The 23,008-nt window shown below is 70.1% G+C and carries 19 protein-coding genes, 2 tRNA genes and 1 pseudogene; 20 read left to right on the plus strand and 2 right to left on the minus strand.

Going from position 1 to position 23,008, the window contains the following annotated elements:
• Positions 1 to 22 precede the first annotated feature (22 nt).
• Positions 23 to 625 (minus strand): carboxymuconolactone decarboxylase family protein, encoded by a 603-nt coding sequence (locus ACYQ1K_RS10260; RefSeq protein ID WP_459982842.1) that lies wholly within the window; start codon positions 623 to 625, stop codon positions 23 to 25.
• A gap of 73 nt (positions 626 to 698) precedes the next feature.
• Between ACYQ1K_RS10260 and ACYQ1K_RS10265 the strand changes: the two genes are divergently transcribed.
• The 11 genes and pseudogenes from ACYQ1K_RS10265 (at position 699) to ACYQ1K_RS10315 (ending at position 9,903) form a co-directional block, all read left to right on the plus strand.
• Positions 699 to 1,592 carry an alpha/beta hydrolase gene (locus ACYQ1K_RS10265; RefSeq protein WP_459983020.1) on the plus strand — a complete coding sequence of 298 codons (894 nt, stop codon included), beginning with the start codon at positions 699 to 701 and terminating at the stop codon, positions 1,590 to 1,592.
• A gap of 22 nt (positions 1,593 to 1,614) precedes the next feature.
• Positions 1,615 to 2,133, plus strand: coding sequence for a ribose-5-phosphate isomerase (locus ACYQ1K_RS10270; RefSeq protein ID WP_459982844.1), 519 nt, complete (start codon positions 1,615 to 1,617; stop codon positions 2,131 to 2,133).
• 7 nt (positions 2,134 to 2,140) lie between these two features.
• Positions 2,141 to 2,989, plus strand: a complete 849-nt coding sequence (locus ACYQ1K_RS10275; RefSeq protein WP_459982846.1) for an Fpg/Nei family DNA glycosylase — start codon at positions 2,141 to 2,143, stop codon at positions 2,987 to 2,989.
• A gap of 45 nt (positions 2,990 to 3,034) precedes the next feature.
• Positions 3,035 to 4,153: a PP2C family protein-serine/threonine phosphatase gene (locus ACYQ1K_RS10280; RefSeq protein WP_459982848.1), complete on the plus strand. Its 1,119-nt coding sequence runs from the start codon at positions 3,035 to 3,037 to the stop codon at positions 4,151 to 4,153.
• 97 nt (positions 4,154 to 4,250) lie between these two features.
• Positions 4,251 to 4,321, plus strand: a tRNA-Gly gene (locus tag ACYQ1K_RS10285).
• Positions 4,322 to 4,424: 103 nt separating this feature from the next.
• Positions 4,425 to 4,498, plus strand: a tRNA-Pro gene (locus ACYQ1K_RS10290).
• A 183-nt stretch (positions 4,499 to 4,681) separates the two neighbouring features.
• Positions 4,682 to 6,079, plus strand: coding sequence for a trigger factor (gene tig, locus ACYQ1K_RS10295; protein ID WP_459982850.1), 1,398 nt, complete (start codon positions 4,682 to 4,684; stop codon positions 6,077 to 6,079).
• 194 nt (positions 6,080 to 6,273) lie between these two features.
• On the plus strand, positions 6,274 to 6,879 hold the full coding sequence (locus ACYQ1K_RS10300; RefSeq protein ID WP_459983021.1) for an ATP-dependent Clp protease proteolytic subunit: 606 nt from the start codon (positions 6,274 to 6,276) through the stop codon (positions 6,877 to 6,879).
• 13 nt (positions 6,880 to 6,892) lie between these two features.
• Positions 6,893 to 7,501 (plus strand): annotated as a pseudogene (locus ACYQ1K_RS10305) (ATP-dependent Clp protease proteolytic subunit); the annotation flags it as partial.
• Between the two features lie 139 nt (positions 7,502 to 7,640).
• On the plus strand, positions 7,641 to 8,939 hold the full coding sequence (gene clpX / locus ACYQ1K_RS10310; protein WP_459982852.1) for an ATP-dependent Clp protease ATP-binding subunit ClpX: 1,299 nt from the start codon (positions 7,641 to 7,643) through the stop codon (positions 8,937 to 8,939).
• 115 nt (positions 8,940 to 9,054) lie between these two features.
• Positions 9,055 to 9,903 (plus strand): hypothetical protein, encoded by an 849-nt coding sequence (locus tag ACYQ1K_RS10315; RefSeq protein WP_459982854.1) that lies wholly within the window; start codon positions 9,055 to 9,057, stop codon positions 9,901 to 9,903.
• Positions 9,904 to 10,174: 271 nt separating this feature from the next.
• On the opposite strand, the gene valS is transcribed toward ACYQ1K_RS10315, so the two are convergent.
• Positions 10,175 to 12,817 carry a valine--tRNA ligase gene (gene valS, locus ACYQ1K_RS10320; protein WP_459982856.1) on the minus strand — a complete coding sequence of 881 codons (2,643 nt, stop codon included), beginning with the start codon at positions 12,815 to 12,817 and terminating at the stop codon, positions 10,175 to 10,177.
• Positions 12,818 to 12,881: 64 nt separating this feature from the next.
• Here valS and ACYQ1K_RS10325 point away from each other — a divergent pair, with 64 nt between their 5' ends.
• The 9 genes from ACYQ1K_RS10325 to ACYQ1K_RS10365 all read left to right on the plus strand — a co-directional run bounded on the left by ACYQ1K_RS10325 (position 12,882) and on the right by ACYQ1K_RS10365 (position 22,985).
• Entirely contained in the window at positions 12,882 to 14,249 is a 1,368-nt protein-coding gene (locus ACYQ1K_RS10325) for a bifunctional folylpolyglutamate synthase/dihydrofolate synthase (protein WP_459982859.1), read from the plus strand.
• Complete coding sequence (locus ACYQ1K_RS10330) at positions 14,246 to 14,617, plus strand: DUF4233 domain-containing protein (protein ID WP_459982861.1); 372 nt, start codon at positions 14,246 to 14,248, stop codon at positions 14,615 to 14,617. The genes ACYQ1K_RS10325 and ACYQ1K_RS10330 overlap by 4 nt, the downstream gene beginning before the upstream one ends.
• Positions 14,618 to 14,723: 106 nt before the next feature.
• Complete coding sequence (gene ndk, locus ACYQ1K_RS10335) at positions 14,724 to 15,143, plus strand: nucleoside-diphosphate kinase (RefSeq protein ID WP_459982863.1); 420 nt, start codon at positions 14,724 to 14,726, stop codon at positions 15,141 to 15,143.
• A gap of 317 nt (positions 15,144 to 15,460) precedes the next feature.
• Complete coding sequence (locus ACYQ1K_RS10340) at positions 15,461 to 16,489, plus strand: rod shape-determining protein (RefSeq protein WP_459982865.1); 1,029 nt, start codon at positions 15,461 to 15,463, stop codon at positions 16,487 to 16,489.
• Positions 16,489 to 17,412 carry a rod shape-determining protein MreC gene (mreC, locus tag ACYQ1K_RS10345; protein WP_459982867.1) on the plus strand — a complete coding sequence of 308 codons (924 nt, stop codon included), beginning with the start codon at positions 16,489 to 16,491 and terminating at the stop codon, positions 17,410 to 17,412. Before ACYQ1K_RS10340 ends, mreC begins: the two co-directional genes overlap by 1 nt.
• The gene (gene mreD / locus ACYQ1K_RS10350) at positions 17,409 to 17,924 is read left to right on the plus strand and encodes a rod shape-determining protein MreD (RefSeq protein ID WP_459982869.1); all 516 of its coding nucleotides are present in this window, start codon (positions 17,409 to 17,411) and stop codon (positions 17,922 to 17,924) included. The genes mreC and mreD overlap by 4 nt, the downstream gene beginning before the upstream one ends.
• A 4-nt stretch (positions 17,925 to 17,928) precedes the next feature.
• Positions 17,929 to 20,049 (plus strand): penicillin-binding protein 2, encoded by a 2,121-nt coding sequence (gene mrdA, locus ACYQ1K_RS10355; protein WP_459982871.1) that lies wholly within the window; start codon positions 17,929 to 17,931, stop codon positions 20,047 to 20,049.
• A complete protein-coding gene (gene rodA / locus ACYQ1K_RS10360; protein WP_459982873.1) occupies positions 20,046 to 21,203 on the plus strand; it encodes a rod shape-determining protein RodA in 1,158 nt (385 codons plus the stop codon). The genes mrdA and rodA overlap by 4 nt, the downstream gene beginning before the upstream one ends.
• Before the next feature lie 72 nt (positions 21,204 to 21,275).
• Positions 21,276 to 22,985 carry an MDR family MFS transporter gene (locus ACYQ1K_RS10365; protein ID WP_459982876.1) on the plus strand — a complete coding sequence of 570 codons (1,710 nt, stop codon included), beginning with the start codon at positions 21,276 to 21,278 and terminating at the stop codon, positions 22,983 to 22,985.
• The last annotated feature ends 23 nt before the right edge of the window (positions 22,986 to 23,008 follow it).

The raw sequence follows: 23,008 nt of genomic DNA on the forward strand, positions 1-23,008 counted from the left end.
GCCGCTCGACCTCAGGGCGGGCTCAGGCGGGCTCGGTCGCCGCGCCGACCGGCCGCCCGACGACCATCCCGTCGAGCAGCCCGCTGGGCAGCGCGGAGGCGGTCTCAGGGTCCAGCTGTGCACCCAGTCCGTCGAGCACGCGCGTGAAGAAGGAGCGGGCCGCGGCGGCGTACACGACGTCGGCGATGTCGGCGTCGGTCAGCCCGACGGAGCGGAGGGCGTCGATGTCGGCCTGCTCGACCGAGGCTGCGTCCGCGGCGACCTTGGTCGCGAATGCGTAGACCGCGCGGTCCTGCTCAGGGAGGGTGCCTCCCGAGGGATCCTCGGCGAGCGTCCACAGCGTCGCCTCGTCGTCGCAGACGTCGCGGAGGAACTTCGAGTGCGCCGCCGTGCAGTAGGTGGAGCGCAGTGCACGCGCCGCCGCGATGGTGGCGAGCTCGAAGCGTCGCCGGTCCATCCCGCTGCGGATCGCGCCGTTGAGGGCGTTCCACGCCTGCGCGACGTCCGGTCGGGTGGAGAAGGCACCCGCGTAGTCGGGCAGGAAGCCCCACGCGCCGCGCTGCTGTGCGTAGTACGCGGCCAGGTCGCCGGTGGCCTTCGACTCGGGGACGGTCTCGATGAACATGAGGACACTCTCCTCGCCCACGGGGCCTCGGCGCGAGGGGTCGGGCGGGGGATACGCCGCCCCGCACGGCAGGATGGCCGCCGTGACACTCTTCCGCCAGGCGGTCTCCGCCCTCGACCAGTACAAGGATGGTCCCAAGGTCTGGGAGGTGCCGGTCGCCGAACAGCGTGAGGCGGCCCGCCTCGTGGCGTCGAAGGAGCCGAAGGAGGAGGTCGCGAGCGCTGAGGACGTCGACGCCGACGGCGTGCCGTGCCGGCTCTACAAGCCACAGGATGCGGTCTGGCCGGGTGGGAACGGGCTGGTCGTCCACCTCCACGGCGGAGGCTTCGTCTTCAACGACGTCGAGATCCACGATGCGGTCTGTCGGCGCTTCGCCAACCGCAGCGGTCTGGCCGTGCTCAGCGTCGACTACCGGCGTCCGCCGGAGCACCGGTTCCCGGCTGCCGTCGACGACGTCGACACGGTGCTGCGCTGGCTGGAGCGGCAGGATCGAGACCCGCAGCACGCGACGTTCGCGCACGGCGACAGCGCCGGGGGCAACCTCGCCCTGGTCGCCGCGTTGCGCAACCCCGGCCTCTTCGACGCGGTCGCCCTGATCTACCCCTTCCTCGACCCGACGCAGGCGTTCGAGTCCTACGACACGGCAGCCGAGGGCTTCGACCGGGAGGAGGCGGCCTGGTACTGGCAGCAGTACGCCGCCACCGACGCCGACCTGACGGACCCCGACCTGGCGCCGCTCCTCAGCGACCGGCTCGCGACCCTTCCGCCCACGCTCGTCGTCACCGCGGAGCACGACCCGCTGCGCGACGAGGGGGAGGAGCTCGCCCGACGGCTCGATGCCCTCGGTGTCGAGGTGACCGCGACGCGCTACCTCGGGCAGACGCACGGCTTCTGGCGGCACGACGCCTTCACCAGCGCGGAGCGGCTGGTCCGCCAGGTGTCGGGGTTCCTGGCGTCGTACGCCTGAGGCGACCTGACAGGATGACCCCATGCGCGTGCACCTCGGCTGCGACCACGCAGGCCTGGATCTCAAGAGCCACCTGACCACCCGCCTCACCGACCTCGGCTACGAGGTCGTCGACCACGGACCGTTCGTCTACGACGCCCTCGACGACTACCCGGTCTTCTGCATCCGGGCGGCCGAGGCGGTCGCCCGGGAGCGCGAGCAGGGTCAGGACAGCTTCGGCGTCGTGATCGGTGGCAGCGGCAACGGGGAGCAGATGGCGGCCAACAAGGTGACCGGCATCCGGTGCGCTCTCGTGCACTCCGACGAGACGGCCAAGCTCGCGCGCGAGCACAACGACGCCCAGGTCGTGGCCGTCGGTGGACGGATGCACAGCATCGAGGACATGACCCGGTTCGTCGAGATCTTCCTCGCTGAGCCGTTCAGCGACGAGGAGCGCCACATCCGCCGCATCGGCCAGCTCGACGTCTACGACCGCACCGGTCAGCGGCCGCCGCTCCCGGAGTCGGCCCGCGGCATCGGCCCGGCGGAAGACCAGGACTGACCGCCTCATGCCCGAGGGCCACACCCTCCATCGCCTCGCCCATGACCTGACCGACGCCTTCGCCGGTCGCCCGGTGCGCGTGGGCAGTCCGCAGGGCCGCTTCGACGCCGAGGCCCGTCAGCTCGACGGCCAGGTGCTCGAGGGCGCACAGGCGTGGGGGAAGCAGCTGTTCGTCGAGTTCGCCGGCGACCGCTTCGTCCACATCCATCTCGGGCTCATCGGCAAGCTGCAGCTCGCGCCGTACGACGCCCGGGGTGGGCAGAGTGTGCCGCCCCCGATCGGACAGGTGCGCCTGCGCCTGGTCGGGGAGCGGTCGGTCGCCGACCTGCGCGGCGCGACCGCCTGCGACCTGTGGACCATTGAGCAGGTCGACGCCTGTGTGGCGAAGCTGGGACCGGACCCGCTGCGCAAGGACGCCGACCCGCTCCGCGCATGGGCGCGGATCGGCAGGAGCCAGCGCAGCATCGCGAGCCTGCTCATGGACCAGACGGTGCTCGCGGGCGTCGGCAACGTCTACCGGGCCGAGCTGCTGTTCCGGCACCGCGTCGACCCGTACCGGCGCGGCGACTCGCTGACCCGCAAGCAGTGGCTCGCGATGTGGGAGGACCTCGTGGCGCTCATGCACGACGGCGTCGCCAAGAACCGGATCGACACCGTCCGCCACGAGCACACGCCGGAGGCCATGGGCCGCGACCCGCGGGTCGACGACCACGGCGGCGAGGTCTACGTCTACCGGCGCACCGGGCAGCCCTGTCACGTGTGCGGCGCCGTCGTGCGTACGGCGGAGGTGGAGGGTCGCAACCTCTTCTGGTGCCCGCGCTGCCAGCGAGCCTCCCGATCTCGCGCGACGCGCTGATCTGCCCACTAGAGTGTGGCATCCCCGACCACGAGGACCTCAGACATGACCGCTCCCGCCGAGTCGTCGCGCGCCGCCGCGGTCGGACGCTCGCTGAGGTGGCGTGCCCGGGCTCGGCTGCGCAAGGGCCGCCTCACCGGCGAGACGGGCATGCTGCTCATGCTCAGCGCCCTGGCGCTGGTCACCTGCTTCCTGATCATCACGGCCGCCACCTACGCGCCCGTCACCCTGCTCCTGGTGCCGCTGCTGATCGCGAGCCTCGTGCTGGGGCCGCGCTCGCTGCCGTGGTTCGTGGTGTTCGTGCTGACGCTGACCGTGGTGGCGGTCATCGGGCGTCGGCTGCGCCACGTCGACATCGCGCCGGCGACCGTGACGGGCATCGCCACCGTCTTCCTGCTCGGTCTGATCGTGCTGCTGATGTCGTTCCGACGCTCGCGGCTCGGCGTCGCCGGCGTCCGGGGCGAGTCGATGTTCGTGGACCTGCGCGACCGCATCCTCAACCAGGGCGGGATCCCGGTGCTGCCGATGGACTGGCACGTCCAGTCCGCACTGGCCTCGGCCGGCGGCACGCTCTTCGCGGGTGACTTCGTCGTCGCCAGCCGGCCCGCGCGCGACCGGCTGGAGGTCGTGGTCGTCGACGTCTCCGGCAAGGGGGAGCAGGCCGGCACTCGTGCCCTCCTCCTCTCCGGCGCCTTCGGCGGCCTGCTCGGAGCCCTGCCGCCCGAGCAGTTCCTGCCGGCGGCCAACGAGTACCTCCTCCGGCAGGAGTGGGAGGAGGGCTTCGCCACCGCCGTGCACCTCTCGGTCAACCTGATGACGGGGGCGTTCGACCTGCGCACGGCGGGCCACCCGCCGCCGGTGTGGCGCGCCGCCGGCTCCGGGCGGTGGAGCGTGCTGGCCAGCGAAGGACCGATCCTCGGGCTGATCCCCGGGGCGGAGTTCGAGGTCGCCTCCGGCGTCCTCGCCCACGGCGACGCGATCCTGCTCTACACCGACGGCATGGTCGAGCAGCCCCGCCGTGACATCGACCTCGGCATCGACCGACTCGTCGGGGAGGCGGAGTCGCTGCTGCGTGGCGACTTCGTCGACGCGGCCCAGCGGCTGGTCGACGCCTTGGGCTCGCGCAACGACGATCGGGCCACCGTCGTCGTCCACCGGCTGTAGCCCACCGTCCTGGGGCCGGTTGGTGGGGGAGCCGGTTGGGGAGAAGGGCGGCGCGTATGGCACCATTTCGCAGGTCGCTCCGCTGCTGCGGGGACACGCGGATGTAGCTCAATGGTAGAGCCTCAGTCTTCCAAACTGATTACGCGGGTTCGATTCCCGTCATCCGCTCCGAGGGACCCGGCGTGGCGTCGGCTCTGCCTACCTCGACGAGCATGCGGTCGGGCGGCCTCGCTTCGCCGCCGGGCGGGGGGCACGGATACGATCCACCCAACGGGATGTGGCCTAGTTTGGTAGGGCGCCTGCTTTGGGAGCAGGAGATCGCTGGTTCGAATCCAGTCATCCCGACTGATGGACCGATCGGCGCCGAGTTCGGCCTGGGCGCGGCGGCGGCTATCGTTGGCAGGTCGAAGTTGCGGGACGAGGATCGGGCGCGCTTGCAAGCCGCGAAGTGGCACTGACCTTCGCGAGGATCCACGTCCTGCTGCCCGACCGCTCACGCCACATCAGTTCAACTAGAGGAGAAACCCTGTGAAGAGCGCCGTCGAGACCTTGAGCCCGACCCGGGCCAAGCTGACCGTCGAGGTGCCCTTCGAGGAGCTCAAGCCGAGCCTCGACAAGGCATACAAGCAGATCGCCCAGCAGATCAACGTCCCCGGCTTCCGCAAGGGCAAGGTCCCCGCTGCCGTCATCGAGCGCCAGTTCCCGGGTGCGGCCCGCGACCAGGCACTCAATGACATCCTCAACACCAAGTACGTCGAGGCGCTCCAGGCCAACGACCTGACCCCGCTGGCGCAGCCGGAGGTCGAGGTCACCAAGTACGAGGACAACGGCCCGCTCGAGTTCGTCGCCGAGGTCGACGTCCGCCCCGAGTTCACGGTGCCGGAGTACGACGGCCTCGAGGCCAGCGTCGACGACGTCGAGGTGACCGACGAGGACGTCGCGGAGCAGGTCCAGGCGCTGCGCGAGCGGTTCGGCACGCTCAAGGACGTCGAGCGGCCCGCGGCCGACGGCGACTTCGTGGTCATCGACCTCGTCGCGACCCAAGACGGCGAGACCGTCGAGGGCGCCGAGGTCAGCGGCATGAGCTACCAGGTCGGCAAGGGCGGGATGCTCGACGGTCTCGACGAGGCCCTCACCGGCCTCTCCGCGGGCGAGGAGGCGACCTTCACCAGCCAGCTCGTCGGCGGGGACATGGTCGGCCAGGACGTCGAGGTGACCGTCAAGGTGACCCAGGTCCAGGAGCAGGAGCTCCCCGAGGCCGACGACGACTTCGCGCAGCTCGCGAGCGAGTTCGACACCTTCGCCGAGCTCGAGGCCGACGTCCGCGAGCGGCTCGGCCGTGGCAAGCGGCTCGAGCAGGCGGCCGCGGCGCGTGACGCCGTGCTCGAGGCCCTGCTCGACAAGGTCCAGATCCCGCTCCCCGACACGCTGGTCACCGACGAGCTCAACGCCCGCCGCGAGAACATCGAGCAGCAGCTGCAGTTCGCCGGCCTCACGATGGAGAAGTACCTCGAGGACGAGGAGCAGACCATCGAGGAGTTCGAGGCCGACCTCGAGCGCCGGGTCCGCGACGCCATCACCGCGCAGATGCTCCTCGACGAGATCGCCAAGGGCGCCGACTTCGAGGTCACCAACGAGGACCTCACCGGCTACATCCTCCGCCAGGCGCAGAGCCAGGGTCAGGACCCGCAGCAGGCGTTCGCGCACATCCAGGAGCACCCGCACCACCTGCAGGAGTACGCCGGCGAGATCGTCCGCGGCAAGGCCCTCGCCTCGATCGTCGAGTCGGCCGTGGTCAAGGACGCCTCCGGCAACGTGCTCGACCTGAAGAACCTGCGTCCTGACGGCACGGTCGGCGAGCCCGAGGCCGAGGGCGCCTCCGAGGAGGAGGCGGCGGCCGAGCCCGTCGCCGACGACGCGGAGTGACACACCCCTGAGCGCACCGAAGGCGCCCGGTCCCCTGGTGGGGCCGGGCGCCTTCGTCGTCGTACGCCGCCTCGTCGCGTCCGCCGTCAGCGAACAGGGGCCGAGAACCCGTGGAACTGTCCGGACCGACGGCTAGGGTCGGCGACGTGAACCAGAACTCCAGCCACGCCGAGGCTTCGGCGTACTCGCACCAGATGGGCGGCGGTCCCGGGCCGGCCGACCTCGACAGCCACATCTACTCGCGGCTGCTGCGGGAGCGGATCGTCTTCCTCGGTTCCGAGGTGCGGGACCAGAACGCCAACGCGATCTGCGCCCAGCTGCTGCTGCTCTCGGCGGAGGACCCCGACGCCGACATCTTCCTGCACATCAACAGCCCGGGCGGCTCTGTGGACGCCGGCATGGCGATCTACGACACGATGAACTACATCCCCAACGACGTCGCCACCGTCGGCATGGGCCTGGCCGCCTCGATGGGCCAGTTCCTGCTCTGCGCCGGCGCGAAGGGCAAGCGCTACGCGCTGCCGCACGCGCGGATCATGATGCACCAGCCCTCGTCGGGCATGGGCGGCTCGGCCTCCGACATCAAGATCCAGGCGCAGCAGTCGCTGCACATCAAGAAGGTCCTGCTGGACCTCATCTCCCAGCACACGGGCCAGCCCATCGAGCAGGTCGTCGCCGACGCGGACCGCGACCGCTGGTTCACCGCGCAGGAGGCCCTGGAGTACGGGCTGGTCGACCAGGTGATCACGAGCGCCCGCGAGGCCTCCGACGAGGGCCGCCCGGCCCACGCGAACGACTGAGCGGGCGAGGAGAGCCATGAACTACTACATCCCGCAGTGGGAAGAGCGCACGTCCTACGGCTTCCGCCGCATCGACCCCTACGCGAAGCTCTTCGAGGAGCGGATCATCTACCTGGGCACACCGATCAGCGACGACGTCGCGAACGCGGTGATCGCGCAACTGCTCTGCCTGCAGTCGATGAACCCCGACCAGGACATCAACATCTACATCAACTCGCCCGGTGGCTCCTTCACGGCGCTCACGGCGATCTACGACACGATCCAGTTCATCAAGCCCGACGTGTCGACGGTGTGCATGGGCCAGGCGGCCTCGGCGGCGGCGATCCTCCTGGCAGCCGGCACCAAGGGGAAGCGGATGGCGCTGCCCAACAGCCGCATCCTCATCCATCAGCCCTACACGGAGGGCACCTTCGGCCAGACCTCCGACATCGAGATCCAGGCCAACGAGATCCTGCGGATGCGTGAGCTGCTGGAGAAGATGATCGCCGACCACAGCGGGCGGCCGCACGACGAGGTCAGCCGCGACATCGAGCGCGACAAGATCCTCACCGCCCAGCAGGCGGTGGACTACGGGCTGATCGACACCGTCCTCGGGTCGCTCAAGACGCCGGTCCTGGCCTGACCGACTGAACGCATGGACCCCGTGTCCGTCTCCCGCGAGAGGCGGACACGGGGTACCGTCAGGGGCTGGAACGGACAGCCCCGCCCGCACGATCACGACCCACGCACGACGAGCAAGACCTGCGAGAAGGAGACCGCCCGTGGCACGCATCGGTGACGGAGGCGACCTGCTGAAGTGTTCCTTCTGCGGGAAGAGCCAGAAGCAGGTCAAGAAGCTGATCGCCGGGCCGGGCGTCTACATCTGCGACGAGTGCATCGACCTGTGCAACGAGATCATCGAGGAGGAGCTCTCCGAGGGCACCGAGGTCAGCCTCGACGAACTGCCGAAGCCGAAGGAGATCTTCGAGTTCCTCAACTCCTACGTCATCGGCCAGGAGCAGGCGAAGAAGTCGCTGGCCGTCGCGGTCTACAACCACTACAAGCGCGTTCAAGCCGGGCTCCAGCCCGGCTCGACCTCCGGGGCGGCGGGCAAGCACTCCAAGGACGAGAGCGTGGAGGTGGCGAAGTCCAACATCCTCGTGATCGGCCCGACGGGATGCGGCAAGACCTACCTCGCCCAGACGCTCGCGCGGATGTTGAACGTCCCCTTCGCCATCGCCGACGCAACGGCGCTGACGGAGGCGGGGTATGTCGGCGAGGACGTCGAGAACATCCTCCTGAAGCTGATCCAGGCGGCCGACTACGACGTCAAGAAGGCCGAGACGGGCATCATCTACATCGACGAGATCGACAAGGTGGCCCGCAAGGCGGAGAACCCCTCGATCACCCGCGACGTCTCCGGTGAGGGCGTGCAGCAGGCGCTGCTGAAGATCATCGAGGGCACGACCGCGTCCGTCCCCCCGCAGGGTGGGCGCAAGCACCCGCACCAGGAGTTCATCCAGATCGACACGACGAACATCCTGTTCGTGGTCGGCGGCGCCTTCGCCGGTCTGGAGCACATCATCGAGCAGAGGGTCGGCAAGAAAACCCTCGGCTTCACCGCCGAGCCGCGCGGTCACGCCGAGAAGCAGGCCGAGGACCTCCTCAAGCTGGTGCGGCCCGAGGACCTCACGAAGTTCGGCCTCATCCCCGAGTTCATCGGCCGTCTGCCGCTCATCGCCAGCGTGAGCAAGCTCGACCGTGAGGCGCTCGTCCAGATCCTCACCGAGCCGCGCAACGCGCTGGTCAAGCAGTACCAGAAGCTCTTCGAGCTCGACGGCGTCGACCTGGAGTTCACCGACGACGCCATCGAGGCGGTGGCCGACAACGCGCTCGAGCGAGGCACGGGTGCGCGCGGCCTGCGCGCGATCATCGAGGAGGTCCTCCTCCAGGTGATGTATGACGTGCCGTCGCGCGGCGACGTTGGCAAGGTCATCGTGACCCAGGACGTCGTCGAGGGGCAGGCGGCTCCGACGCTGGTCCCGCGCGAGTCCGAGGCGAAGAAGAAGAAGTCCGCCTGACCTACCCAGGCAGATCTAGTCACTTTGAGCCATTTGTCCTCTTTCGTCCGTGTTCGCCTCCGGCAGGCCGAGACAATGACAGTGTGTCGGTCCTGGTCTCGGCAGGGACGCGCCTGTGAGCTCACAACACAAGGCGCCCCTCGCAGCGTTCTTGGTCATCTCGATCGCGTGCATCGTGGTCGTGGTGAATGCGCTGCGCTCTGACGCACTCTCCGGGATCTTCGTGACCCCCACGCAGGTCGTGGTGGCGGGTGCGCGCCTGGTTCCTCAGCCTCAGGAGATCCTCTCGACCGAGGCGAAGGTCGTCTCCCACGCCGCTGCCGGCCTCGCGATCGCGCCGGACACCGCCGACCGAGTGGTCAGGCAGTCGGCACCGGGCGGCGCGCGGACGCGGACGAGCGCGCCTCGGGCCAGGACTGCTCAGGCTCACCACCGCTCTGGCGCTGCTGGAGCCCACGCCAAGACCCACGCGGCGCCGACCCAAGCAGCGCTGACTCACCCGACGGCGCCTGCGCCGGCACACCACGTCGCCGCCCCGACCGCCCCGACCGCCCCGACGTCCATCCTCCCGGGCTGGCTCGGCCACCCGGCGCACCCGGCACACCCCGCGCACCCCGCCACGCCGGCTCTCGGTCACCACGGTGCGATGACGCCCTCCAGTCAGATGCATCTCGGCTGGGGCTGGGTCAAGCGCCAGGGGCAGGTCCAGCAGTCCTCCTGGGACCGTGCCGCGGTCTCGACCGCGGCTCGGAGCGGGTCCAACGGACACGGACACGCCTACGGCCGGGGATGGGGCCACGCTCGCGGCGGCCAGGCGGTCGACGCGCTCGCCGGCGCCCGCTCCCACGGCTTCTCCGTCCGTGGCGCTGTCGTCAGCTGGGTGCCGTCGAACAGCTGGTCCGACGCTCGCCGGTCGAGCACCGGGCGCGGCTGGGGCGGCAACGGCCGCCACGGCCGGCACTGACCAACCGTCGTACGCCGACCGGACGCAGATGACCGCTGGTTCGGTCTCGAGTGGGCGCAGATGACCGCTGGTTCGGTCTCGAGCGGACGCAGATCACCGCCGGTTCGACCTCGAGCGGACGCAGATCACCGCCGGTTCGCCCCCGAGCGGACGTAGATCACCGCCGCAGCCTGCGGTCATCTGGGTCTGCTCGGCGAGGATGGCGCGGCCATCTGGGTCTGCTCGGCGGCGGGGGCGCGGTCATCTGCGTCTGCTCGCCGAAGCGAAGCTCTCAGTCGGTGTGAGCGAGCTCCGCGCTGACGGTCAGCTCGGTGGCGGACTCGTCCACGACGAACCGCAGCTCCCCGACGATCCGGCTGCTCTTGCGCAGGTCGTCCGCCGCCAGCTCGGCGGCCTGCACCAGCGCCTGGGGCCCGGTCACCGTCGCGTGCGAGAGCTCGGCGCGCATCGACGCCTTCGCCTGTGACTTGGCCCCCCGCAGGCCGGTCAGCGCTGCCGAGACGGCGTCGAGGCTGGACGGGTCAGCCGCGGCCGCGGAGCCGAGCTCCAGCTCGGTCGGCCAGGCGGAGTGGTGGATGGAGCCGCCCTCGGCGTTCGCCGAGTGCCACCACGACCACACCTCCTCGGTGACGTAGGGCAGGAACGGCGCGAGCAGGCGCAGCTGGGTGTGCAGCGCGATCGCCAGCGTGGACTTGGCCGACGCCTTGGCGGAGCTGTCCTCCTCGGCGTACGCCCGCTCCTTCACGAGCTCGACGTAGTCGTCGCAGAACTCCCAGAAGAACTTCTCGGTCGTCTCCAGGGCGGTCGTGTAGTCGTAGGCCTCGAACGCGTCGGTGGCCTTCTCGATGACGTCCTTGAGACGCGCGAGGAGGGCGCAGTCGACCGGCTCGCTCACCTCGAAGGCATTGAGCTCGGTGGCCTTGACCCCGTCGAGGACGAACTTGGAGGCGTTGAGCACCTTCACGGCCAGCCGGCGACCGACCTTCATCTGCGTCTCGTCGAACGGCGAGTCCAGGCCGGGACGCGCCATGGCGGCACGCCAACGGACGGCGTCGGCGCCGAACCTCTCGAGGATCTCCGTGGGCACGACGACGTTGCCCTTCGACTTCGACATCTTCTTGCGGTCGGGGTCGAGGATGAAGCCCGAGATCATCGCGTGGTGCCACGGGACGGCGCGGTTCTCGAAGTGCGCGCGCACCACGCGCGAGAAGAGCCAGGTCCGGATGATGTCGTGCGCGTTCGTGCACAGGTCCATCGGGAAGACGCGCGAGAACAGGTCGTCGTCGGAGCCCCAGCCGCCCGCGATGTGCGGGGTGAGCGAGGAGGTCGCCCAGGTGTCCATCACGTCGGGGTCGCCGATGAAGCCGCCGGCCTTGCCGCGCTGCTCCTCGGTGAAGCCCTCGGGGGCGTCCGTCGACGGGTCGACCGGCAGACGCTCCTCGTTCGCCAGCAACGGGTGGTCGTAGTCGGGCTCGCCCTGCTCGTCGAGGCGATACCAGACCGGGAACGGGATGCCGAAGAAGCGCTGCCGCGAGATCAGCCAGTCACCGTTCAGTCCGCTGACCCAGTTGTCGTAGCGGTGCTTCATGTGGGCCGGCACCCAGGTGATCTGGTCGCCCGCAGAGACGAGCTGGTCGCGCAGGGCGGTGTCGCGGCCGCCGTTGGTGATGTACCACTGCCGGGTCGCCACGATCTCGAGCGGCTTGTCGCCCTTCTCGTAGAAGTTCGCCATCCGCAGAGTCGGGGTCGGCTCACCTTCGAGGTCGCCGGTCTCGCGCAGCTTCGCGACCATGGCCTCGCGGGCCGAGTGCGCCGTCTTGCCCTTGAGGTCCTCGTACGCCGCCGCGGCGGCCTCGCTCGAGAGCCACTCGGGCGTCTCGCGGCTCATCCGGCCGTCGCGCCCGATGAGCGTGCGGACCGGCAGCTGCAGCTCGCGCCACCACAACACGTCGGTGAGGTCGCCGAAGGTGCAGCACATCGCGATGCCGGCACCCTTGTCGGGCTCGGCGGCGGGGTGTGCCAGCACCGGGATCTCGACGCCGAACACCGGGCTGGTGACGGTGGTGCCGAAGAGGGCGGCGTACCGCTCGTCGTCGGGGTGGGCGATCAGCGCGACGACGCTCGGAATGAGCTCGGGACGTGTGGTCTCGATGTGGACGGGGGAGCCGTCAGGCTTGTGGAAGGCGACGCGGTGGTAGGCGCCGGGGTATTCCCTCGCCTCGAGCTCGGCCTGCGCGACCGCCGTCTGGAAGGTGACGTCCCACAGCGTCGGCGCGTCGTGCAGGTAGGCCTCGCCGCGAGCGAGGTTGCGGAGGAACGCGCGCTGGCTGACCGCCTGGGCGGCCGGGCCGATGGTCGTGTAGGTCTGCTTCCAGTCAACCGAGAGGCCGACGACGCGCCACAGCTCCTCGAAGACCTTCTCGTCCTGCTCCACGAGCCGCTCGCAGAGCTCGATGAAGTTCGGCCGGCTGATCGGGATCTGACTCTTCGGGTCGGGCTTCTCCGGTGGCGTGAAGTCGGGGTCGTAGGGCAGGCCCGGGTCGCACCGCACGCCGAAGTAGTTCTGGACGCGACGCTCGGTCGGCAGGCCGTTGTCGTCCCAGCCCATCGGGTAGAAGACGGTCTTGCCGCGCATCCGCTGGAAGCGGGCGATGAGGTCGGTGTGGGTGTAGGAGAAGACGTGCCCGACGTGCAGGCTGCCGCTGACGGTGGGCGGGGGAGTGTCGATCGCGTAGACGTTCTCCCGCGGCTGCGTGCGGTCGAACGCGTAGGTGTCGTCGGCCTTCCACCGCTGGCCCCACTTGGCCTCGAGACCTTCGAGCGCAGGCTTCTCCGGTACGACGACGGCGCGCACTGCGGTCGTCGTGTCCGGGTCGCCCGTGAAACCGGGCTGCGTCTGCGTGGTGTCGGTCATAGCCGAAATCCTAGGGCTCGCGCATTCACGCCCGTGAAACGAGTCCACCTAGACTCGACGGGCCATGACCGAGACTCCCGCCGGCCGCCCGGCTCAGACCTTCGCTGAGGCGGAGGATGCGCTCCTCTCCCGCTGGCCCGAGACGAGGCTCGAGCCGTCGCTCGACCGGATCCGGGCCTTCGTCGAGATCCTCGGCGACCCGCAGCGCGCCTACCCGGTGATCCACCTGACCGGGACAAACGGGAAGACCTCGACCTCTCGGATGATCGACACGCTGCTGCGAGCGCTCGACCTGCGCACCGGCCGGTTCACCAGCCCGCACGTGGAGAAGATGAGCGAGCGGATCAGCATCGACGGCGAGCCGCTGTCGGACGAGGCGTTCGTGGACGCGTTCAACGACGTCGCCCCCTACACCCACCTCGTCGATGCGGACCAGATCCACCCCCTCTCGTTCTTCGAGACGGTCGTGGGGATGGCCTACGCCAAGTTCGCCGAGGCGCCCGTCGACGTCGCCGTGGTCGAGGTCGGCATGGGCGGCTCCTGGGACGCCACCAACGTGGCCGACGGGGCGGTCGCCGTCATCACCCCGATCTCGGTCGACCATGCCGCCTACCTGGGCGGGACGCCTGCCGCGATCGCGGTGGAGAAGTCCGGGATCATCAAGCCCGGCGCGATCGCCGTCGTCGCCGAGCAGGACGACGACGTCCTCGCGGTGCTCGAGACCAGGGCCGCGGAGGTCGGTGCGACGCTCGTGCGTGAGGGCGTCGACTTCGCCGTCGTCTCCCGGACCCCGGCCGTCGGCGGCCAGCTCCTCACGCTCAAGGGCCTGCGGGCGACCTACGAGGACGTCTTCGTCCCGCTCTACGGCGCCCACCAGGCGCAGAACGCCGCGGTGGCTCTCGTCGCCGTCGAGGCCTTCCTGGGCGCGCAGAGCGAGACCAGCGAGCCGCTCGGCGACGAGATCGTGCGCAACGCGTTCGCTGACGTCACCTCGCCCGGCCGGCTCGAGGTCGTGCGCCGCTCGCCCACCATCGTGCTGGACGCCGCGCACAACCCGCACGGCGCCGAGGCGACCGCCGCGGCGCTGGAGGACTCGTTCTCCTTCTCGCCCCTGATCGGGGTCATCGGCGTCATGGGCGACAAGGACGTCGAGGGCGTCCTGGCCGCCTTCGAGCCGCATCTGGAGCACCTCGTCGTCACGCAGTCCTCGACCGAGCGCGCCATGCGCGCGAGCAGGCTCGGCGAGCTCGCCGTGCCGATCTACGGCGAGGACCGGGTCACGGTCGTCCCACAGTTGGCCGACGCCATCGACGCCGCGGCGGCCCTGGCCGAGTCCGGCTCGGGTGACTCCCTCAGCTCCGGGGCCGTCCTGGTCACCGGGTCCGTCGTCACCGTCGGCGAGGCGCGGGTGCTGCTCGGGGGCGTGAAGTGACGACGGAACGCGAGAAGTCGCCCCGTCGCGGCATGTGCGCGGCGGTGCTGGCGCTCGAGGCGATCACGCTCGGACTGACCACGCCGGTGATGATCTCGATCTCCGACGTCGCGACGGGCTGGGCGCTCGCGATCGGTCTGGGACTGGTCGTCGCCTGTGTGGTGGTGGCCGGCCTGCTGCGCCGGCCGTGGGCCTACGCGCTGGGCTGGGCCATCCAGGTCGCCGCTCTGGCGCTGGGGTTCGTCGTCGGGATCATGTTCGTCCTCGGTGGGATCTTCGCCCTGTTGTGGGGCATGGCCGATCTCCTCGGTCGGCGGATCGACCGGGAGCGGGCGGCGGCGTTCGCGGCGTACGACGCCCAGCACTGAACGGCGACTCGACGCATCTTGATCTCTGTGGGGCGCGGGTTCGGTCGAGCTCGGGTTGCCGACGCCGGTTCGATCGAGCGCGGGGGCGGTCGCTAGGGTGCGGGCCATGACCCAGCGCACACTCGTCCTCGTCAAGCCCGACGGCGTCCGCCGTGGCCTCACGGGCGAGGTCATCCGCCGGATCGAGGCGAAGGGCTACACGCTGGTCGCCCTGGAGCTGCGCACCGCCACTCGCGAGATCCTCGCCGCGCACTACGCCGAGCACGAGGGCAAGCCGTTCTACGAGCCGCTCGTCGAGTTCATGCTCTCCGGTCCGGTCGCCGCGATGGTCGTCGAGGGGGAGCGGGTCATCGAGGGCTTCCGTTCGCTGGCCGGCGCCACCGACCCGACGACGGCCGCCCCGGGCACGATCCGCGGCGACCTCGGTCGCGACTGGGGCCTCGCCGTCCAGCAGAACCTCGTCCACGGCTCCGACGCGCCCGAGTCCGCCGCGCGCGAGATCGGGATCTGGTTCCCGACCCTCTGAGGGGCCGCCACGCGCGCGGCCACGCTCGCTCGGAGGCGCTGGGCCACGCCGTCCGGCGGCCGCCGCGAGTGCTTGTTCGTCGAGGTATGCAGACGAGTTGTCACCTCCCGTGCGGAGTTCCGCGAGGGGAGTGACGACTCGTCTGCATACCTCGACGAACATGCGGTGGGCCGCCCAACCCCGATCACCACATCCGTCACACGACCCTCGGCGTGCCTCAGCAGAAACACGGTCCCGCACGCCTAGCCTCGACCGTGGGAACGGCCGTCCTGCCGTCCCGCTCTTCCCCGAGACCACAGGACGACGGAGCTCTCCCCATGGCCAACAGCATCATCGGCCGCGACATGGCGGTCGACCTCGGCACCGCCAACACGCTGGTCTACGTGCGCGGCAAGGGCGTGCTCGTCGACGAGCCCAGCGTCGTCGCCCTCAACCGGACGACCGGCGAGGTGCTCGCCGTCGGACACGAGGCCAAGCGCATGCTCGGCCGGACCCCTGACGACATCACCGCGATGCGGCCGCTCAAGGACGGCGTCATCGCCGACTTCGAGGCGACGGAGCAGATGCTGCGCTGGTTCATCCAGCAGGTGCACCGGCGCCGCTACTTCGCCAAGCCGCGGATGGTCATCTGCGTCCCGAGCGGCATCACGGCCGTCGAGCAGCGTGCTGTGAAGGAGGCGGGCTATCAAGCGGGCGCGCGCCGCGTCTACATCGTCGAGGAGCCGATGGCGGCGGCGATCGGCGCCGGGCTGCCCGTGCACCTGCCGACCGGCAACATGGTCGTCGACGTCGGCGGCGGCACCACCGAGGTCGCCGTCATCTCACTCGGCGGCATCGTCACCTCCATCTCCGTCCGCACCGCGGGGGACGACCTCGACAACGCGATCGTGCAGTGGATGAAGAAGGAGCACTCCCTCCTGCTGGGCGAGCGCACCGCCGAGGAGGTCAAGATGACCCTTGGCAACGCCTTCCCGATGAGCAACGAGCCGGAGGCCGAGATCCGCGGGCGGGACCTCATCTCCGGTCTGCCCCGCACCGTGACCACGTCGAGCGCCGAGATCCGCAAGGCGCTCGAGGAGCCGCTGCACGACATCGTCGACGCCGTCCGCGCGACCCTGGACCAGACCCCGCCTGAGCTCGCCGGCGACATCATGGACCGCGGCATCGTCCTCACCGGTGGCGGCGCGCTCCTGCGCGGCCTCGACGAGCGGCTGCGCCACGAGACCGGGATGCCGGTCCATGTCGCGGACTCGCCGCTGACCAGCGTCGCCCTCGGCGCCGGTCGCTGCGTGGAGGAGTTCGAGGCGCTTCGTCAGGTGCTCGTCGCCGACCGCCGGAGCCACTGATGGCCATCCTCATCCCCGAGCGCCTCAACCGGCGCGGCCGCCTCGAGCATCCCGACCCCGGAGCGCCCAAGCGCCCGACGGTCGTGGCGTTGCTGCTCGCCTGCGCGGTGCTGCTGGTGCTCGACCTGACCGGACCGGCGCTCACCCCCGCTCGGCGCCTGCTCGGCGAGGTCTACGGGCCGCTGGAGTCCGCCGCCAGCACGGTCGCTCGACCCGTCACCGGGATCGGCGACTGGTTCCACACCCAGAGTGGGCTGCGCGACCGCATCGACACCCTGGAGTCCGACAACGCCGCGCTGCGCCAGCAGCTCGCCACGACCGACTTCGGCCGGGCGAAGCTGGCTGAGTATGAGGGCCTGACCGCCGCCGCGCAGAACATCGGCTACGCCGTCGTGCCGGCCCGGGTGGTGGGGTACGGCGCCAGCCAGTCCTTCTCGCGCACCGTCACCATCGACGCCGGGTCCGAGGCGGGCATCGCTCCCGACATGACCGTGCTCAACGCCGCCGGGCTGGTCGGTCGCGTGCTTCGCGTGAGCCGCTCGACCGCCACGGTCCTCCTCATCGTCGACGCGGACTCCGTCGTCGGCGGTCGCGCCGGATCCAGCATGGAGGTCGGCTTCGTCCACGGCAGCGGCGTCCTCGGCCACACCGGCCGGCTCGACCTCGAGCTGCTCGACCAGACGGTCGTCCCCGCCAAGGGGGAGACCGTCGTGACGTGGGGGAGCAGCAAGGGCGCGCCGTATGTCGCCGGCGTGCCGATCGGCGTCGTCGACTCGGTCTACTCCAGCGTGCGCGACTCCACTCAGCACGCGCGGATCACGCCGATGGTCGACTTCTCCAGCCTCGACGTCGTCGGCGTCGCGGTGCCGAGCGGCACCAAGAGCGACCGAGGTGTCATCGAGCCGAACGGGAGGCTGAAGTGATAGCCGCTCGCGTCGCCGTCACGGCCGCGTTGATCAGTCTGGCGGTCATCCTCCAGGCGAGCGTGTTCGACGCCTTCTCCTGGCATGGGATCGTCCCGGACCTGGCGCTCCTGGTCGTCGTCGGTGCAGCGCTGGTGCGCGGTGCCGAGTTCGGCATGGTGACCGGCTTCGCGGCGGGCGTCGTGCTCGACCTCGCTCCACCTGCCGACCACCTCGCGGGGCGCTGGGCGCTCGCCCTCCTCGTCGTCGGGTACGTCGCCGGCCGGGTCCGTCAGGACGCACGGCCCGGCACCGCACCGACCGCCACCACCGTCATGGCGACCGTGGCCGCGTGCAGCTTCGTCGGCAGCAGCATCTTCGCGCTCACCGGGATCGTGCTCCGTGATCCGGCGGTCGGCGTCGGGGAGCTGCTCCAGGTCATCGCGATCAGCCTCGTCTGGGACGTCCTGCTCGCGCCGCTGGTCCTGCCGGGCGTGATGGCGGCGTTCCGTCGGCTGGACCCGGCCCGGTGAGGTCATGAGCGCCACCGCCAAGACCTCCCGCCTGCGGCTCATCGTGCTGCAGGCGCTCGTCTTCTCCCTCTTCGCCACGCTCTTCGCCCGGCTGTACTACCTCCAGGTCGTCACCGGTGACGACTACCACGCCAAGGCCGCCTCCCAGTCGGTGCGCGAGGTCGTCCAGCAGCCGGCGCGGGGCCTCATCGTCGACGACATGGGCCGGCCGCTGGTCACCAATCGGAAGGCGTGGGTCGTCGAGATCGACGAGAACGTCCTCTCCCAGCTGGCGTCCGGCGACCGGGCGGAGCTGTTGAAGCGGGTGTCCCGGGCGACCAAGGTCTCGGTCGCCGACATCGAGAAGGCCCTCGCCGACTGGAACGGCTCGCGCTACCAGCCCGTCCCGGTCGCCTCCGACGTCCCCGAGAAGGTGGCGCTGACGATCCTGGAGCAGTCAGAGGACTATCCCGCGGTCGTCGCGGAGCAGCAGTCGGTGCGGGCCTACCCGGAGCCCTTCGGCGTGAACCTCGCCCACGTGCTCGGCTACCTGAGCCCGGTGACCGAGGGCGAGTACGAGACCGCCAAGAAGACGAAGGACCCCTCCCTCAACGCCACCTCGTCAGTCGGACGGGCGGGCGTGGAGAAGGAGTACGACGAGTGGCTCCGAGGGCTCCCGGGCCACACCTCGGTCGCCGTCGACTCGCTCGGGCGCCCGCTCGGAGACGGTGAGAGCGTGGCCGCCCAGCCGGGCGACACGTTGGTCACCAGCATCGACGCGAAGGTGCAGTCCGTCGTCGAGCAGCAGCTGCACGACGCGATCACCGCGGCACGCAAGACCTACGACCCGGTGACGCACAAGAACTACGTGGCCGACTCGGGGGCCGCCATCGTCATGGAGGCCAAGACCGGCCGGATCGTGGCGATGGCCAGCCAGCCGTCGTACGACCCCTCGGTCTGGGTCGGCGGCATCACGAAGAAGCAGCTCAAGGCGCTCTACTCCACCAAGGACGGCAACCCGCTGCTGGCCAGGGCCACGCAGGGGCAGTTCGCTCCGGGCTCGACGTGGAAGCCGATCATGACGTCGGGCGCGATCACCGGCGGCATGTCCACCGACACGACCCTCGGCTGCACGAGTGGGCTGCAGATCGGCAACCGGTGGTTCAAGAACTACGAGTCCGAGTCCTACGGCAACATCACCTTCGCCCGCGCCCTCGAGGTCTCCTGCGACACCTTCTTCTACCGCGTGGGCCTGCACTTCTGGCAGAAGTACGGCTCCGACCCCGCCAACGCGAAGGCGAAGGACCCGCTGGCGACGACCGCGAAGTCCTTCGGCTTCGGCAGCCCCACCGGCATCGACCTGCCCGGCGAGGCGAGTGGCCGCGTCGGCGACCGGCGCTGGCGGGCGGCGTACTACGACGCCATGAAGGGCTACTACTGCAAGCTCGACGAGTCCGGGAAGGCGGGCACGGCGTTCCTGCGGAAGTTCGCCCACGAGTTCTGCCTCGAGGGCAACTACTTCCGCCAGGGCGACGCCGCCAACTTCGCGATCGGCCAGGGCGACACCATGGTGACGCCGCTGCAGCTCGCCCGGGCCTACTCCGCCATCGCGAACGGCGGCACGCTGTATGAGCCGACCGTCGGCAAGGCGATCGTCTCCGAGGACGGCACGGTGCTCAAACGCATCAGGCCGAAGGTCCAGCGGCACGTCAAGGTGTCGAAGAGGGCGCTCGGCTATGTCAACCAGGCGCTGCTCGGGACACCGAAGGTCGGCACGCTGGCGTGGAAGTTCAACGGCTTCCCCCTCGACAAGGTCAAGCTCCGCGGCAAGACCGGCTCGGCCGAAGTCGAGGGCAAGCAGTCGACCTCGTGGGTCGCGACCTTCGACGGCGACTACGTCGTCGTGATGATGGTGACTCAGGGCGGCACGGGCTCGGGGACGGCCGGTGAGCCGGTCCGGCACATCTGGGAGTCGCTCTACGGCATCACCGACGGTCAGGTGAAGGCCAAGAGGGCGGCGATCGGCGGGACCACCCCGCCGAAGGGCCTGCCGACCTTCGCCAAGGACGGCTCGATCCTGCCGCCCATCTCCGCTGGTCGAGGAGCGAGCGCCAGCGAGCACATCGAGACCAAGGAGCACCGATGATGGCACGTCGGGTCGACTGGCTCCTGCTCGGCGCGGCGCTCCTGCTCGCGGCGGCCTCCTGCCTGCTCGTCTGGTCGGCGACGTCCCACCGCGACGCGCTCACCGGTGGCGACGGCGGCCTCTTCCTGCGCAAGCAGCTCGTCAACGTGGTGATCGGGCTGGTCCTCATGGCGGTGGTGTGGGCGACCGACCATCGGTGGATCAGGATCGTCACACCGCTGGTGTACGTCGGCTCGATCGGTGGACTCCTGCTGGTGCTGACCAACGGCATGACGATCAACGGCTCGAAGTCGTGGATCGACGTGGGCGGGATGTCCCTGCAGCCGTCGGAGTTCGCCAAGCTCGCGGTCGTGATCGGCATGGCGCTCGTCCTCGCCGAACGGACCGAGGGCCGATGGCGCGCGCAGGTCGGGGTCGGGGACGTCGTCGCGATGCTGCTGGTGGCGGCGCTGCCGACGCTGCTCATCGTGATGCAGCCCGACCTCGGCACGACGCTGGTGCTCTCGGCCACGGTCTTCGGGGTCCTGGCCGCCGCCGGTACGCCGCGCCGCTGGCTGGCGCTGCTCGCGGGCGGAGGCGTGACCCTGGCGGTCGCGGCGGTGGCGGGCGGAGTGCTGAAGGCCTACCAGATCGACCGGTTCATGTCGTTCGTGAACCCCGCCCTGGACCCGAAGGGCGCCGGCTACAACGTCCAGCAGGCCCGCATCGCCATCGGGAACGGTGGCCTCCTCGGCCAGGGCCTCTTCCACGGGTCGCAGACCCAGTCGGGCTTCGTGCCGGAGCAGCACACCGACTTCGTCTTCACCGTCGCCGGCGAGGAGCTCGGCCTGGTCGGGGCCGGCGTGCTGGTCGCCCTCCTCGGCGTCGTGCTGTGGCGGGCACTGCGGATCGCCACGCGCACCGACGACCTCTTCGGCCGGATCGCGGCCGCCGGGATCGCGTGCTGGTTCGGCTTCCAGGCGTTCCAGAACATCGGGATGTGCCTCGGCATCATGCCGGTGACCGGCGTGCCGCTGCCGTTCCTCTCCTACGGCGGCAGCTCGATGTTCGCCTCGCTGCTCGCCGTCGGCCTGCTGCAGAACATCCACGGCCGCTCGACCGCGGTCGCCGACCGGAGCCTCGTCGAGTCGCCGCGGGTGCTTGCTGTCCGCTGACGACGGGGGACCGGGGCCGGCGTACGCCTCGTCAGCCCCTCTGGTCTCGGGATGCAAGTAGATTGGCTCTCGATGAACAGCACCCCCGACCCTGACCCGACCGCGCTCCGCGAACCGGCCCCCGCGCCGGCCCCCGCGCCGGCGGAGTACACCCACCAGCAGATCGTCACGATCATCACGGGCCTCATGCTCGGAATGTTCCTCGGCGCCCTCGACCAGACGATCGTCTCGACGTCGATCCGGACGATCGCCGACGACCTGCACGGACTCTCGGCGCAGGCGTGGGTGACGACGGCTTACCTCATCACCTCGACCATCACGACGCCGATCTACGGCAAGCTCGGCGACCTGTGGGGCCGCAAGAAGCTCTTCATGTTCGCGATCACGATCTTCATCGTCGGGTCGGCGCTGTGCTCGTTCGCGACGTCGATGTATCAGCTGGCGGCGTTCCGCGCCTTCCAGGGGCTGGGCGCCGGCGGTCTGTTCACCCTGATCCTGGCCATCATCGGCGACATCGTGCCGCCACGTGAGCGCGCGAAGTACACCGGCTACTTCATGGCCACCTTCGGGGCGTCGAGCGTGCTAGGCCCCGTCATCGGGGGCATCCTCGCCGGCACAAGCACGATCCTCGGCATCACCGGCTGGCGCTGGGTCTTCCTCGTCAACGTGCCCATCGGCATCGTCGCCCTGGTCGTCGTCTACAAGACGCTGCACGTCCACCACGTGCGCCGACCCTCCAAGATCGACTGGATGGGCGCGGTCTCCCTGTGCGTCTGCCTGATCCCGCTCCTGACCGTCCTCGAGCAGGGGCGCGGCTGGGGCTGGGACTCGACCCGCTCGATCGTCTGCTTCGCCACGGCGGCCGTCGGGCTGGTGCTCTTCGTGGTCGCCGAGGCGGTCATGCGCGACGCAGCGCTGATCCCGCTGAAGCTCTTCACCATCCGGCCGGCCGTGGTCACGATCATCGCGAGCGTCATCGTGGGCATGGGGATGTTCGGCGGCATGATGCTGCTGCCGCTCTACATGCAGATCGTGCACGGTGCGACCCCGACGCAGTCGGGCTTCCTGATGCTGCCGATGGTCGCCGGGCTCATGTCGGCGTCGATCACGTCGGGTCGCATCATCGCCAAGACGGGCAGGACCCGGATCTTCCCGATCGTCGGCTCCGCCCTCATGACCCTCGGCATGCTGGCCCTCACCCAGATCACCGCCGACACGCAGCTGTGGATCGTGATGATCATGATGCTGGTGGTCGGCTACGGCGTCGGCAACTGCATGCAGCCGCTCATCCTCACCGTCCAGTCGGCGGTGCCGCCCAGCTCGATCGGCGTGGCGACGTCCTCGGCGACCTTCTTCCGGCAGATCGGCGGCACCATCGGCGTCGCGATCTTCCTCTCCATGCTCTTCGGCGGAGTGGGCGCGAACATCTCCCAGGCCTTCGCCGACGCGAAGCCGCAGATCACCTCGCTCGCCCAGGACCCCTCCTTCAAGCGGACCGCCATGGACCAGAGGGTGCTCCACGGCGACACGACCGTCTTCGCGGAGGTGCAGGACGACTCCTCGATCATCGAGCAGATGAACCCGGTCCTCGCGCACCCCTTCAAGGCCGGGTTCGCTGACTCGATCGCCTCGGTGTTCTGGGTCTCCGGCGGCCTCGGCGCGCTGGCGTTCCTGGTGCTGCTGACGATGCCCGAGGTGGAGCTGCGTCAGCAGTCGGCCTCCGTCGCGGCGGCCGCCGACCGCGCCGCCGCGGCGGCCGCCCGATCGGACGCAGGCTCGTAGGGGTCGCGGCTGTTCGACGAACT

This window comes from Nocardioides sp. AN3, assembly GCF_054653495.1.